At 64.3% G+C, this 14,026-nt stretch carries 13 protein-coding genes; 2 read left to right on the top strand and 11 right to left on the bottom strand.

The annotated features are described in order from the left end of the window. Positions 1-16 precede the first annotated feature (16 nt). From J2S71_RS05165 to deoD, 5 genes are all read right to left on the bottom strand, one after another. On the bottom strand, positions 17-937 hold the full coding sequence (locus J2S71_RS05165) for an ABC transporter permease (protein WP_021727217.1): 921 nt from the start codon (positions 935-937) through the stop codon (positions 17-19). Next, on the bottom strand, positions 930-2,102 hold the full coding sequence (locus tag J2S71_RS05160) for an ABC transporter permease (protein ID WP_307389285.1): 1,173 nt from the start codon (positions 2,100-2,102) through the stop codon (positions 930-932). Before J2S71_RS05160 ends, J2S71_RS05165 begins: the two co-directional genes overlap by 8 nt. Next, a complete protein-coding gene (locus J2S71_RS05155; protein WP_307389282.1) occupies positions 2,099-3,628 on the bottom strand; it encodes an ABC transporter ATP-binding protein in 1,530 nt (509 codons plus the stop codon). Before J2S71_RS05155 ends, J2S71_RS05160 begins: the two co-directional genes overlap by 4 nt. Before the next feature lie 126 nt (positions 3,629-3,754). Further along, on the bottom strand, positions 3,755-4,807 hold the full coding sequence (locus J2S71_RS05150; RefSeq protein WP_370873231.1) for a BMP family ABC transporter substrate-binding protein: 1,053 nt from the start codon (positions 4,805-4,807) through the stop codon (positions 3,755-3,757). Between the two features lie 144 nt (positions 4,808-4,951). Then, positions 4,952-5,677 carry a purine-nucleoside phosphorylase gene (deoD, locus tag J2S71_RS05145; protein ID WP_307389277.1) on the bottom strand — a complete coding sequence of 242 codons (726 nt, stop codon included), beginning with the start codon at positions 5,675-5,677 and terminating at the stop codon, positions 4,952-4,954. Positions 5,678-5,904: 227 nt separating this feature from the next. Between deoD and J2S71_RS05140 the strand changes: the two genes are divergently transcribed. Together J2S71_RS05140 and J2S71_RS05135 are read left to right on the top strand one after the other, a co-directional pair. Beyond that, positions 5,905-7,002: a PfkB family carbohydrate kinase gene (locus J2S71_RS05140; RefSeq protein ID WP_307389274.1), complete on the top strand. Its 1,098-nt coding sequence runs from the start codon at positions 5,905-5,907 to the stop codon at positions 7,000-7,002. Between the two features lie 47 nt (positions 7,003-7,049). Continuing rightward, positions 7,050-7,985, top strand: a complete 936-nt coding sequence (locus tag J2S71_RS05135; RefSeq protein ID WP_021727228.1) for a pseudouridine-5'-phosphate glycosidase — start codon at positions 7,050-7,052, stop codon at positions 7,983-7,985. A gap of 100 nt (positions 7,986-8,085) precedes the next feature. On the opposite strand, the gene deoC is transcribed toward J2S71_RS05135, so the two are convergent. The 6 genes from deoC to J2S71_RS05105 form a co-directional block, all read right to left on the bottom strand. Then, the gene (deoC, locus tag J2S71_RS05130) at positions 8,086-8,727 is read right to left on the bottom strand and encodes a deoxyribose-phosphate aldolase (RefSeq protein ID WP_307389269.1); all 642 of its coding nucleotides are present in this window, start codon (positions 8,725-8,727) and stop codon (positions 8,086-8,088) included. Positions 8,728-9,268: 541 nt separating this feature from the next. After that, on the bottom strand, positions 9,269-10,909 hold the full coding sequence (groL, locus tag J2S71_RS05125) for a chaperonin GroEL (RefSeq protein WP_021727255.1): 1,641 nt from the start codon (positions 10,907-10,909) through the stop codon (positions 9,269-9,271). A gap of 27 nt (positions 10,910-10,936) precedes the next feature. After that, positions 10,937-11,227: a co-chaperone GroES gene (locus J2S71_RS05120; protein ID WP_021727313.1), complete on the bottom strand. Its 291-nt coding sequence runs from the start codon at positions 11,225-11,227 to the stop codon at positions 10,937-10,939. A gap of 184 nt (positions 11,228-11,411) precedes the next feature. Further along, positions 11,412-12,692 (bottom strand): sensor histidine kinase, encoded by a 1,281-nt coding sequence (locus tag J2S71_RS05115; protein ID WP_307389264.1) that lies wholly within the window; start codon positions 12,690-12,692, stop codon positions 11,412-11,414. Beyond that, positions 12,673-13,374: a response regulator transcription factor gene (locus J2S71_RS05110; protein WP_307389262.1), complete on the bottom strand. Its 702-nt coding sequence runs from the start codon at positions 13,372-13,374 to the stop codon at positions 12,673-12,675. Before J2S71_RS05110 ends, J2S71_RS05115 begins: the two co-directional genes overlap by 20 nt. 23 nt (positions 13,375-13,397) lie before the next feature. Further along, positions 13,398-13,970 carry a UBA domain-containing protein gene (locus J2S71_RS05105; protein ID WP_021727298.1) on the bottom strand — a complete coding sequence of 191 codons (573 nt, stop codon included), beginning with the start codon at positions 13,968-13,970 and terminating at the stop codon, positions 13,398-13,400. Positions 13,971-14,026 lie beyond the last annotated feature (56 nt).

Below are 14,026 nucleotides of genomic sequence, written 5' to 3'. Positions count from 1 at the left end.
GCTGGCATTGTAGGGCTTAGCGACTCCCCTTGATGTAGGGGACGCCGTCGGCCCGGGGGGCCACGGACTTGCCCACAAAGAGCACGAGCACAATGATGGTCATCGCGTAGGGCAGCATGGCCAAGATCGTGCTGGGCACCGGAACGATCCCACCGCCCAGCACGATGGCCAACGCCTGCGTGAGGCCAAAGAGCAGGCAGGCACCATAGGCGCCCTGGGGCTTCCACTGGCCGAAGATCACCGCTGCCAGCGCGATGAAGCCCTGGCCGCTGATGGACGTCTGCTGGAACTGCGAGACGATGGCCAGCGTGACGCAGGCCCCGCCCAAGCCGGCGAGGATGCCGGACACGATGACGCACCCATAGCGGATGCGGGTCACGCTGATACCCAGCGTGTCCGCGGCGGCGGGGTGCTCGCCCACGGAGCGGATGCGCAGCCCCCACTTGGTCTTGTAGAGCACGAACCACAGGATGACCGTGGCAATGAGCCCCAGGAGCACCGTAACGTCCACATTGAGGTTGGCCCAGGGCGTGCCTGCAAAGGCGTTGTCACCAAAGAGCTTGGGGAGCGTCGCATAGGGCGGCGTCATGGCCGCGCCGTCAAAGAAGCGACGGCAGAAGAAGATGGCCAGGCCGGGTGCCAGCAGGTTGATGGCCACGCCCGAGACGGTCTGGTCGGCATTGAACGTGACGGATGCCAGGGCATGCAGCGTGGCGATGAGACCGCCCGCGACGCCTGCCGCCAGAAAGCCCAGCCAGGGATTGCCAGAGAAGTAGGAGGCGCAGCCACCCGTGAAGGCACCCACCATCATCATGCCCTCGACGCCGATGTTGACGACGCCGGAGCGCTCGGATATGACGCCCGAGAGTGCCCCAAAGACGAGTGGGGTGGAGTACATGAGCGTGATGCCCACGAGCACCAGGATGCCGTTAAGCATGGTCCGCCTCCTTGCCGTCGGCCCCGCCCGTGACAGCGGCGCGCTCCCTGTTGGCCTCGCGGCGCCTGAGCCAGTCGGCAATCATGGGCACGACCTGCGCGAGCGCCATCATGAACACGATGGTGCCGATCATGATGTTGATGATGTCGGACGGGGCGCCCATGACCTGCTGCACGCTCTGGCCACCGTAGATGAGCCCTGCGAACAGGAAGCCGGCGGGAATGCAGCCGATGGGGTTGGTGCCCGCTATGAAGGCCACCGAGAGACCGTTGAAGCCGTTGTTCTCGAAGGCCGCGAGCGTGGCGATGCCATGCGGCTCGGTACCCGTGATGGCGAGGGCACCGGCGAGCCCGCAGAGCGCACCGGAGATGAGCATGCAGAGCACGATGTTCTTGCTCACGTTGATGCCCGCGAACTGGGCGGCATCGCGGTTGAGGCCCACGGCGCGCATCTCATAGCCCACCTTGGTGCGCGTGAGCAGGTAGGCGATGAGGATGGCGCAGGCGATGGCCACCAGGATGCCCACGTTCATGTCGGTTCTCACGAGCATGTCATAGAGCCAAGGCACGTTCCTGAGCGTTGTCATGCCCTGCTCGGAAAGCTTCCAGTTGGGCAGGATCATCGTGTAGCCCGAGGGGTTGATGGGAAGGCTGCCCGTGGAGTTGGGCTGGTGCAGCAGGGAGCTGTTGGCCGCAAAGTTGCAGGCGTAGAGGCTGATCCAGTTGAACATGATGCTGGTGATGACCTCGCTGATGCCGAAGCGCGCCTTGAGCCAGCCCACGAGGGCGCCCAGGCCGGCCCCCGCCGCCGTGCCGGCAAGCACCACGAGAGGGACCTCCAACACCGCCGGAAGGTCGACCAGAACGCCCACGGTGACGGCACAGATGGTGCCCGCGATGTACTGGCCCTCGGCGCCGATGTTGAAGAGCCCCGTCTTGAAGGCGAAGGCCACGGCGACACCCGTGAAGATGAGGGGCGTCGCCTTGATGATCACGTTGGCAATGTACTTGGGCTTGCTGAACACGCCGTTGAACAGCGCGGCAAACGACGGGCCCGGGGCATAGCCCGCAGCCGCGAGCACGAGGGCCGCCACGATGAAGCCCACGACGATGGCGAGGATGGATGCGGTGATGGGCCTCCTCAGGACCTTGATGAGCCTGCTCACTTGGCACCACCCCCCGCCATGAGCAGGCCAACCTGCTTCTCGGTCACGCTGCCCTGCTCGAAGGTGCCCACGATCTGGCCGTCATGGATGACGGCGATGGTGTCCGAGACGTCCATGACCTCGTCGAGCTCGAGCGACACGAGCAGGATGGCCGTGCCGCGGTCGCGCTCGCGGATGAGCGCCTTGTGCACGAACTCGATGGCACCCACATCCAGACCGCGCGTTGGCTGGAAGGCCATGAGCAGATCGGGCTCGTTGGAGACCTCGCGGGCGATGATGACCTTCTGTTGGTTGCCGCCCGAGAGGCCGGTGGCCACCTGGTCCTCGCAGCCGGCGGGACGGATGTCGTACTCCTCGATGAGGCCCCGCGCGAAGGTCCGCACCGCGGCGAGGTCGAGCCGCGCACCGCGGCCAAACTCGTCCTCGTCGTGGCGCTCGAGCACCAAGTTCTCCGCAACGGTGAAGGGCAGCACGAGGCCCCAGCGCTGGCGGTCGGCCGGAATGGTCGAGACGCCCGCGTCGATGGTGGTACGGGGGTCCTTGTTCTCGATCCTCGTGCCCTTGACCTCGATGGTGCCCGACTCCACCTTCGCGAGGTTCTCGATGGCATCCACGAGCTGCTGCTGCCCATTGCCGTCGATGCCTGCGATGCCCACGATCTCGCCGGCGCGCACGCCCAGGCTGAGCCCCTTGACGGCCGGTATGCCACGCTCGTCGTTCACGTACAGGTCGCTGATGGAGAGCACGAGCTCGCCTGGCTTGGCGGGCGTCTTCTCAACCGTGAGGCTGACATGGCGCCCCACCATCTTGGAGGCAAGCTCCTCCTCGGTGGTCTCAGAGACGTCCACGGTGCCCATGTACACGCCGCGGCGAATGATGGAGCACGCGTCCGCGGAGGCCATGATCTCCTTGAGCTTGTGGGTGATGATGATGATCGTCTTGCCCTTGTCGACGAGGTCGCGCATGATGCGCACCAGCTGCTCGATCTCCTGCGGGGTGAGCACGGCGGTGGGCTCGTCGAGGATGAGCGTGTCCGCACCCCGGTAGAGGGCCTTGAGGATCTCCACGCGCTGCTGCATGCCAACGGTGATGTCCTCTATCTTGGCGTCGGGATCGACGGCGAGGCCGTACTCCCTGATGATGCGCTCGACCTCCTGGCGTGCCTTCCTGACATCGAGGACGCCCAGGCCCTTCACCACCTCGTCGCCCAGCATGATGTTCTCGGTGACGGTGAAGTTCTCCACCAGCATGAAGTGCTGGTGGACCATGCCGATGCCGTGCGCGATGGCGTCTGCCGGCCCCTTGATGTCGACCCGCTCGCCATTGAGGTAGCACTCACCCTCGTCTGCCTGATAGAGACCATACAGGACGTTCATGAGCGTGGACTTTCCCGCGCCGTTCTCTCCCAGGATGGCATGGATGGTCCGCTTCCTGACGTCGAGATCAACCCCATCAAGGGCGCGGAACGTGCCGAATGCCTTGACGATGCCGTGCATCTGCACGGCGTAGTCGGGACTGACTTCCATGACCCTCTTTCCCTCTGCTCGCAGGTGTGACGCGGTGCGCCCTCAAAGGGGGCGAGGCGCCGGAAACCGCTCCGAACGTCTCGCCCCATACTCTCGGTGGGGAGTTTGCACTCGCACTACCAGGGACTACAGCGTGCTTGCAAAGGTGTTGTAGTCATCCTCCGTGGCGGGAGGGGTGATGGTCCCGTCCTTGATGAGATCCTCGAACGAGATGGCCTTGTCGTAGATCTCGTCGCTGAAGAGGTGGTGATCCTCGGGAATGCCCACGGCATCCTCCTTGAGGCCCAGCTCGACGTTGGCACCACCCTTGTCCTCACCCGACTGCAGGCCCTCGGACACCTCGATGATGGCCTTGTTGACGAGCTTGAGCGCGGAGGTGAGCACGTTGTCGGGAGCGAGATAGGCCTGGTCGCGATCGACGCCGATGGCGTACTTGCCCGCCTCCTTGGCGGCCTCGATGACGCCCGTGCCACAGCCACCGGCGGCATGGAACACCACGTCGCAGCCATTGCTGAGCATCTTCTGGGCAATGGACTTGCCCTTGGCGGCATCGGAGAAGCTCTCGGCGTACTGGGACGTCACCTGCACGTTGAGCCCCTCCTTCTTGTTGGCATAGGCGACGCCCGCCTTGTAGCCCCACTCGAACTGGGAGATGATGTTCGAGCTGATGCCACCGACGAAGCCCACCTTGCCCGACGTGCTCACACGAGCGGCGATGTAGCCCACCAGGAACGAGGGCTCCTGGGCGCGGAACATGACGCCCGTGAGATTGGCGGAAGGGTCGTCATACCCGTTGTCGATGATGGCGAACTGCACGTCGGGGTTGGTCTGGGCGCAGGACTCCACGGCGTCCGCCATGGCGAAGCCGATGCCCCACACGAGGTTGGCCCCATCGTCGACGGCCTTGTCGAGGTTGGTCTTGTAGTCGGACTCCTGCCTGGACTCGAGGTAGCTGACCGTCCAGCCCTTGTCCTGCTGGAGCTGCTGCAGCCCCTCCCAGGAGCTCTGGTTGAACGACTGGTCGGAGACGCCACCCGTGTCCGTGACCATCTCAATCTTGTAGCTGGAGGATGTTGCGGAGCTATCGCTGCCGGAGTCGCTGGAGCTGCCACCGCAGCCAGCAAGGCCGACAAGGGCGGCAGCCGCTGCCGCTGAGCCGACGAAGGTCCTGCGGTTCATCATGTGCATGATGGTCTTCCTTCCTCAAGGTGGGCCTACGATGTTTCTGACAAGCTAGACACCTGTCAGTATGCGACAACATCGGCCACTTTTCCGCCTGACGTCGGCGAACGAGGCGCAACTGCAACCGAGCTGCAAGCCTGCCTATGCGCCCTCGGGCAGCGCCAACGAGAGGGCGACCTCCATCATCTGCGTGAAGCTGGTCTGCCGCTCGCTCGCGGGCAAGGACTCGCCCGTGAGCACGAGGTCCGAGATGGAGAGCAGTGAGAGCGCCTTCCTCTTGGCCTTGGCGGCATTCATGTAGAGCGCAGCAGACTCCATCTCGAGCGCAAGCACGCCCATGTCGGCCCAGCGCCCGGTGTCCTCAGGGTCTCCTCCGTAGAAGCCGTCCTCGGAGAGGACGTTGCCCACCTGCGTGCGCACGCCCAGCTCCTGGGCCTTGTCCACGGCACGCCGCAGCAGGTCGTAGCTGGCGATGGGGGCAAAGGTGCCCGGCAGCTTGAACAGGTGCGCGTAGTTGGAGTCGGTGCACGCGCCCTGGGCGATCACGAGGTCGCGCAGCTGAAGCCCCTCGCCGATGCCCCCTGCGCTCCCGATGCGGATGATGGCGTCTACGCCATAGAAGTTGTAGAGCTCATGCGAGTAGATACCGATGGAGGGCATGCCCATGCCACTGCCCATCACGGAGACGGGGCGACCCTGATAGGTGCCCGTAAAGCCCAGCATGTTGCGCACGTGGTTGAAGCAGGTGACGTTCTCGAGGTAGTGCTCGGCAACATACTGTGCCCGCAGGGGATCGCCGGGCATGAGCACGGTCTTGGCGATCTGGCCCTCGATCGCGTCGTTGTGGGGGGTGGGAACGTTTGCCATGGCGGGGCCTCCTTGAGGACGGTGGTGAGACGTGACGTGTCGGTGACGAGCGGCTGGGACATCCGGTACGTGCAGCCCGGACGACAGAACCCATCGTAGCGAATGATACTGCACCGAAGCCTCATGTGCGTTCTTCCTGTAGGGGCCTTGACAGACCGCCCGGCATCCGATTCAATGTGTATACTTTTGTTTAACGTTCTTATGATTGTTTAACTATGGGGGTGCACATGAGCTCAATAACCAAGCGGGAACGTCAGATTCTCTCATGGATCGAGGAGGATCCTTCCATCTCACAGGCCGAAATCGCAGAGCGTGCGGGCATCTCGCGCTCCTCGGTGGCCGTCCACATCTCAAACCTCATGCGCAAGGGCGTCATCCTGGGCAGGCGCTATGTGGTACGTGACCATCCCTACGTGGTGGTCATCGGCGGCGCAAACATCGACATCGGCGGATGGCCAGAGCACGTCCTCGTCGCCAGGGACTCCAATCCCGGCACCGTGACCACGTCCCCCGGAGGCGCTGGTCGCAACATCGCGCATAACCTATCGCTTTTGGGCATCGACGTTCGTCTCATCACGGCCTTTGGCACCGATGAGTATGCGGGTGTCCTGCGTGCCGCCTGTCGAGGTGCCCGCATTGACATCTCGCACTCCCTCACGGTACCCAACTTCGCCACCTCCACCTACCTCTATGTCACCGACGAGACGGGCAGCATGACGCAGGCCATCTCCGACATGAAGATCTTCGAAAGGCTCACGCCCACGTTCTTCGAGCAGCACATGCATCTCATCAACAACTCCACAGCCTGCATCATCGATGCCAATCTGCCCCAGAGCTCCATCGAGTTCATCGTGGATCATGCGGGAGTCCCCATCTTCTGCGATCCCGTGTCCACGGCAAAGGCGCCCAAGGTCAAGCGCTGCCTGGGCAAGCTCACGGTCCTTAAGCCCAACGTGCTTGAGCTCGAGACGCTCACGGGCATCAAGGTGACCGACGACGCCTCGCTCGACCGGGCGGTGAGCAGTCTCCTGGAGACGGGGCTCAAGAGCGTCTTCGTGTCTCGTGGCGCGGATGGTCTCTACTGCGCCCGCGACGATGAGCGACTGTCGATACCGACCCTGCCCACCAAGGTCGTCAACACCACCGGTGCGGGTGACTGCCTCATGGCCGCAATAGTATGGGGGTGGCTCGACAAGCGCAGCCTGGAGGAGATCGGACGCCTGAGCAATGCTGCGGCCGCCACCTGCGTAGAGAGTCCCGAGACCATCAACTCCCTGCTCAGCCCCGAGCTGGTGCAGGAGCGTCTCGAGCAGTCGGCCCAGTGAGCCACGCCATCCGCACTCCCACAAGGCATATCGAGAAGGAGCACCGCATGAACACGGAAGCGCTCAGGAAACATCTGGTTGTCGCTCCCGAGGTTCAGGAGGCCCTCGATGACAACAGGCCCATCGTGGCACTTGAGTCCACGATCATCTCGCACGGCATGCCCTACCCCAAGAACGTGGAGACCGCCCTCAATGTGGAGAGGATCATTCGCGAGCAGGGCGCCGTACCCGCCACCTGTGCCATCATCAAGGGAAAGCTCGTCGCCGGTTGCAGCGCGGAGGAGATCGAACATCTGGGCAAGCGGGGCCTCAAGGTCACCAAGGCCAGCCGCAGGGACGTTCCCGTGCTGGTGGAGCGTGGCGAGGACGGTGCCTCCACCGTGGCCACCACGATGATCATCGCCCACCTGGCAGGCATTTCCGTGTTCGCCACCGGCGGCATCGGCGGCGTGCATCGTGGTGCCGAGACGACCATGGACATCTCGGCTGACCTCGAGGAGCTGGCACATACGCCCGTGATGGTGATCTGCGCCGGCGCGAAGTCCATCCTCGATCTGGGTCTCACCCTGGAGTACCTGGAGACCCATGGCGTCACCGTGCTGGGCTACCAGACCAAGACGCTGCCCGCGTTCTACACGCGCGAGAGCGAATTTGGGGTTGACTATCAGGTTGACACCCCCGCCGAGCTGGCAGGCATCTTCCACACCAAGGAGGAGCTGGGCCTTGAGGGTGGCCTACTCGTGACCAATCCCATCCCCGAGCGGTACTCCATGGATGCCGACACGATCAGCAGGAACATCGACGAGGCCGTGGCCGAGACGGAGTGGCTGGGCATTCACGGCAAGGACGTCACGCCCCATCTGCTTGACAGGATCCAGAAGATGACGGGCGGAGCCAGCCTGGAGGCCAACATCCAGCTCGTATACAACAACGTGGTGCTCGGAGCCACGGTGGCCAGGGAGCTCTGCGCCAGGAGGGCATAGGTGGCTACGACATGTGAATGCGTCGGGGCCGGACGCCTTGGCGTCCGGCCCGCCGACCCTTGCCCGTGCCTGCGATCCACGCGCGCATGGGAATGCGGAGCTACCCCCCAATGATGGCAATGGAGGCGCTCACGCCCAGACGATCGGCCCCGGCCTTCACCATGGCCTCGGCCTCCTGCCTGCTGTGAATGCCACCCGCCGCCTTGACCTTACAGCGCTCTCCCACGGTCCTGCGCATGAGCTCCACATCATGCACGGTGGCACCGCCCGTGCCGAAGCCCGTGCTCGTCTTGACGAAGGATGCACCGGCCTCGACACAATCCTCGCAGGCTCGCACGATCTGCTCGTCATCCAGCAGGCAGCACTCAAGGATCACCTTGACGGGGCGGCCCTCGGCCATGCGCACGACCTCGGCAATGTCACTCACCACGTAATTGTCGTCCCCGTCGATCAGCTTGCCCACATTGATGACCATGTCGAGCTCGGTGGTGCCGTCAATGACGGCCTGATGCGCCTCGGCTGCCTTGCCTGCCGTGGCCGCCGCACCCAGGGGGAAGCCGACGCAAGTGGTTATGCCCACACCGGAACCCGCCAGCCACTCTGACACAGAGGCGGTCCAGCAGCCATTGATGGCGACGCTCGCGAAGCCGTACCGCTTGGCCTCGTCGCAGAGCCTGACGAGGTCGGTCTTGGTGGCATCGGCCTTGAGGTTGGTATGGTCGATAATGGATGCAAGATTCATGTGCTTCTCCCTCTCCCTGCCCACAAGGCAGGTGCCGAGTCTTCCTCTCATGTCCCTCCCATCCTAGCGCGACCCCATGTGCGGCTGCACCACGTTATGGCGGAATGGTACCGCGCGGCAAGGGCGGCCGACACGGGAGGCAAGCATAGATACCCCTGCGCCTCTGTGAACGAAGGCAACTTCGATACCCTGATATGCCTGGCCGGCCAGTCCATGTGCCGCCCCAAGAGGAATGGGACCGGGAGGCAGTGCGAGAAGGCTGCGGAAGGGAGCGAAATGGCCCCAAGTGCGCGCTGGGCTCCCCATGAAAGGACCCCTCAAGGGGTGTCGAGGAGTCGGCTGGGGAGCCCCTCGAACGCGTATCCAAGGCAATCCTGGGCTTTTGCCAGCCGACCACCCTGTGACCGTGCCGCACAGGCCCATCTGAGCACGCACTTGGGGCCATTTCGCTCCATCAGGCGCCAAGGACCGCCACAATAATGCAAAGGGATCCCGCACCTGTGTGCGGGATCCCAGCGTCGCAAGGCGTGTGCCGTACGGCCTAGTACATGCCGCCACCCTGGCCGCCTGCGGCGGCCGCACGGGAGATGGCATCCTCGATGGTGGTGTCCTTGGGCTCGTCGGAGATGGTCGCCTCGGTGATGAGGATCAGCGACGACACGGAGGCGGCGTTCTGCAGCGTGGTGCGCGTGACCTTGACGGGATCAAGCACGCCCATCTCGATCATATCGCCCCACTCGCCATTGGCGGAGTCGAGGCCCTCGCCCTCCTTCAGCCCCTTGATCTTCTCGACCACGACGGAACCCTCGAAGCCAGCGTTCTGAGCGATGGTGCGCACAGGTGCAGTCAATGCCTTGCGAATGATGTCGACGCCGATCTTCTCGTCGTTGTCGGCACATTCGACCTGCTCAAGCACCCCCGCAGCCTGCAGGAAGGCGACGCCGCCACCGGCGACGATACCCTCCTCGACGGCCGCACGCGTGGCCTGCAGGGCATCCTCGATGCGATGCTTGATCTCCTTGAGCTCGACCTCGGTGGCCGCGCCGACCTTGATGACAGCAACGCCACCGGCCAGCTTGGCCTTGCGCTCCTGGAGCTTCTCCCTGTCGAAGTCGGAGTCGGTGTTCGCGATCTCGTTCTCGATCTGGCCGACACGCTCGGAGATGGCGTCCTTGGAGCCTGCGCCGTCAACGATGGTGGTGTTGTCCTTGGTGATCTTGACCGACTTGGCGCGGCCGAGCATCTCAGCAGTCACGTCGGTGAGCTCGACGCCCAGCTCCTTCATCGCAGGCTGGCCGCCCGTGAGGATGGCAATGTCCTCGAGCATGCGCTTGCGGCGATCACCATAGCCAGGGGCCTTGACGGCGGCGGCGTTGAGGGTGCCGCGCAGCTTGTTGAGGATGAGCGTCGCGAGCGCCTCGCCGTCGACGTCCTCGGCGATGATGAGCAGCGGGGAGCCACTCTTCTGGATGCCCTCGAGCACCGGCAGGATGTCCTGGATGTTCGAGATCTTCTGGTCGGTCATCAGGATGTAGGGGTTCTGCAGCTCGGCCGTCATCGTGTCGTTGTTGGTGGCGAAGTACGGGGAGATGTAGCCCTTGTCGAACTGCATGCCCTCGACCGTGTCGATGGTGATGCCAAAGGTGTTGGAGTCCTCGACGGTGATGACGCCGTCCTTGCCCACGACCTCCATGGCCTCGGAGATCTTCTGGCCGATCTCAGGGTCGGCAGCGGAGATGGTGCCCACCGAGGCGATCTGCTCGGAGGTGGAGACGTCGCGCGAGGCGGACTTCATCTGGTCGACGGCTGCCGCGACGGCCTTGTCGACGCCGCGGCGGATGGCGATGGGGTTGGCGCCAGCGGCCACGTTGCGCAGGCCCTCGTTGACGATGACCTGAGCGAGCAGGGTCGCGGTGGTGGTGCCGTCACCCACGGTGTCGTTGGTCTTGGTGGCAACCTCCTTCACCAGCTGGGCACCCATGTTCTCGATGGGATCCTTGAGCTCGATCTCCTTGGCGACGGAGACGCCGTCGTTGGTGATCGTGGGGGCGCCGTAGGAGCGCTGGAGCGCCACGTAGCGGCCCTTGGGCCCCAAGGTAGTGGTAACGGCGTCCGCAAGGGTGTTCACGCCCTTGGCGAGCTTGGCACGCGCATCGGTGCCGAAGGCAATGTCCTTAGCCATGTTCTTGTCCTCCAAACGTTATGCCTGTTACTCGGAAATGATGGCGTAGATGTCGTCAGCACGAAGCAGTAGGTAATCGACACCGTCGACCTTGACCTCGTTACCGCCGAACTTGCCGTAGTACACCTGGTCGCCCACCTTGACGTCGGGCACGACCCGCTCGCCCTTGTCATTGAGCTTGCCGGCGCCAACGGCGATGACCTCTCCGCGCTGCGGCTTCTCCTGGGCACCCGAGGAGATGTAGAGACCGGTGGAAGTCTTCTCCTCCTTGGGAGCGGGCTTGACGAGAACGCGATCGCCCAACGGCTTAAGAGTCATATCCAAGTACCTCCTTCTGCGTGCGCCTGATGGCGCAAAACCCCAAGACGGCCAGACCGTAGCCGCCTTTTCCAACGTTAGGAATACTACCCAAACACATGGTCTCATACACGCGAGATACAAAATCTTACACAGCGCGCTTAGATTTTCTGACTCGTCCTATCGCATGCATGGACCACGGCCATCACATGGCATGCTCATGGGACCGACATGCCGCCGATGGGGGCAGTGCTATGGTGAGGCGGCTGCCCACGCCCGCACTCGACACCACGGACAGGGTGCCGCCATGCCGATCCACGATCCACTTGGCTATGGAGAGCCCCAGCCCCGTGCCCTCGACATGCTGGCGCGCCTCCTCGCCGCGATAGAAGCGCTCGAAGGCGTGGCGGACGGTCTCCTCTGACATGCCCGTGCCCTCGTCCTGCACGCTCGCGCACGCGTGCGGCCCCTCGGCGCTCGCAGACAGGGAGATCGTCGTGCCCTCAGGAGAATACTTGGCCGCGTTCTGCACGATGATGCGCAGCGCCTGCTTGACGAGGGCCTCGTCGGCCTCGACCTCAAGGTGGCCGCCCGCGAGCTGCCCCGGGTCGACGGCGCCAGGAACGAACCGGTACTGGTGGGCGTCGTCTATCATCTGGGACTCTTCGCAGACCTCCCGCACGAGCGCGGCCAGATCCATCCGGGACCTGTGCAGCTCGTTCCTGCCGGCATCGCCCCGTGCAAGAAAGAGCAGCTGCTCGACAAGCTCCTGCATGTGGGCGCCCTCCGACTTGAGAGCGGCTATCGACTCCTCCAGCACCGTGGGGTCATCCTTGCCCCAGCGATCCAGCATGTCCACGTAGCCCCGGATGACGGCAAGGGGCGTGCGCAGCTCATGACTCGCATCGTTGACGAAGCGCATCTGCTGGAGCTTGGCATCCTGCATCTGGCGGAGCAGTCGGTTGAGCGCCACCTCTATGCTCGCAAGATCCCTGTCGCCCGTGCTCACGTGGGGCGAGTCCACGCTGGCGCGCTCGATGGCCTGCTCGAGACTTGCCATCTTCCCGCGGTCGCCCACCCCCTGGTCAGCCCCCTGGCCAGGCAACGCGCCTCCCACGAGCGCATCCATCCTGAGCGCGAGGTCGTTGAGCGGCTTGAGCTGCCGACGCACGCGACGCGTGTCGGAGAGGGCATGAAGGGGCCACAGGAGCTGCACCACGAGGAGCGGCACGACCCAGGGCCACAGCTCCGCCCACGACGTTGCGACGAACTCCCCGACACCTGTGGGGGCAAGCCCCCCAGCAAGGGCGTGTGCCAGGTACAGGCCAAGGGCCACCAGGTCGAACGAGAGGCAACCGACCAGCCGGCGCCACCAGAAGCCCCAGCTGATGCTGCGGGCGATGGAGGGCGCAAGGGAGGGCCTGCGGCCCCCATCGCCCGTGCCGGCTCCCCCCTGCAGGGGACGCCTATCCCTCGCGGATGACATAGCCGACCCCTCTGACGGTCGAGATGAGCTGCCGTCCGAGCATGCCATCTATCTTCCTGCGCAGATGCGCCACATGCACATCCACGTTGTTCGTCTCGCCCATGAGCTCGTAGCCCAGGGCCTCGGACGCGATGCGCTCGCGCGCCATGACCACGCCCGCATGCTCGAGCAGCACACGCAGCACCTCGAACTCGCTGTTGGTGAGCTCGACCTCCCGGCCCCGGACCGTGAGCTCATGGGCCTCCAGGTCAAGGCACACGCCCCCGCTCGCGAGATGCGCGCCCGCCTCGGCACCCGTCGTGCCGGCCGCAGGCCCCGTGGGCTCGTGTCGCTTGAGGGCGACGCGGATGCGGGCCATCAGCTCCTCGATGGCAAAGGGCTTGGTCACGTAGTCGTCAGCCCCCGCATCGAGGCCCGCCACCTTGTCCATCACGGCATCGCGGGCCGTGAGCATGATGGTCGGCGTGTCTCGCGTCCTGCGGATGCGCCGCAGGACCTCCAGGCCGTTGAGGCCGGGGAGCATCACGTCGAGCAGGATGAGGTCGAAGTCCTGGGCAAGCGCCGCCTCGACCGCCGCGCGACCGTCGGCAAGCTTGGTCACCTCGTAGCCCTCATGCGAGAGCTCGAGCTCGAGGAAGCGCGCGATCCTCTCCTCGTCCTCGACGATGAGAACCCTCGTCACGGGCAGCCTCCCTCCGCACATGCCTACCTTCTGTCGGTCACATCCCGCCTGATGGTATCAGCAAAGTCAGCGGCACCACTCATGGCATCGTTCACGTCCTCAGTCACCTTGCTTGCCGAGTGCGACGCATCGCCCGGCTTGTCGATACGGTAGCGCACGCCAAAGAAGAGCCCAATGATCAGCAGCCAGATGGTGGCCCCCCACACGAAGATCCCCACGATGGGCACGAGCACCGGCAGCCTCATGAGCTGGTCGTCATCGTGCCTGATGGCGACGAACTTGTAGTCGATGCCGTTCTGCAGAACGCGCTTGATCGTCTCCCATAGGTCGGACTTCCTGCTGGACTCTTGGTATTCCTGCTGTGCACGGATCATCTCGGGCGAGTTGGCGCCCTGCTCCTGGCCACCATCCGTGGCACCCGTGCTGTAGCTCGCCGTTGCGGTGTGTGCCTTCCCCTCGTGCTCGAGCCATATGATGGCGTCGAGCACGTTGCCGCCCGACGCCTCGAGGGCCCTCTTGGCATCCTCGTAGCTGACTCCCGTCTTGGAGCGGACAAGCTCGACCTTCTCGAGGCTCGTGTCATCTGCGTTGCTCATGGTCGTACCTCTCGCCTGGTATGGAAGCGCCTCTCGCTTCGCCTAGGACCATAGTC

The organism is Olsenella profusa DSM 13989, from assembly GCF_030811115.1.
Classification (GTDB): domain Bacteria; phylum Actinomycetota; class Coriobacteriia; order Coriobacteriales; family Atopobiaceae; genus Olsenella_F; species Olsenella_F profusa.
Note: the sequence above shows the minus strand (reverse complement) of the source record. Positions and strands in the feature narration are given on the sequence as shown.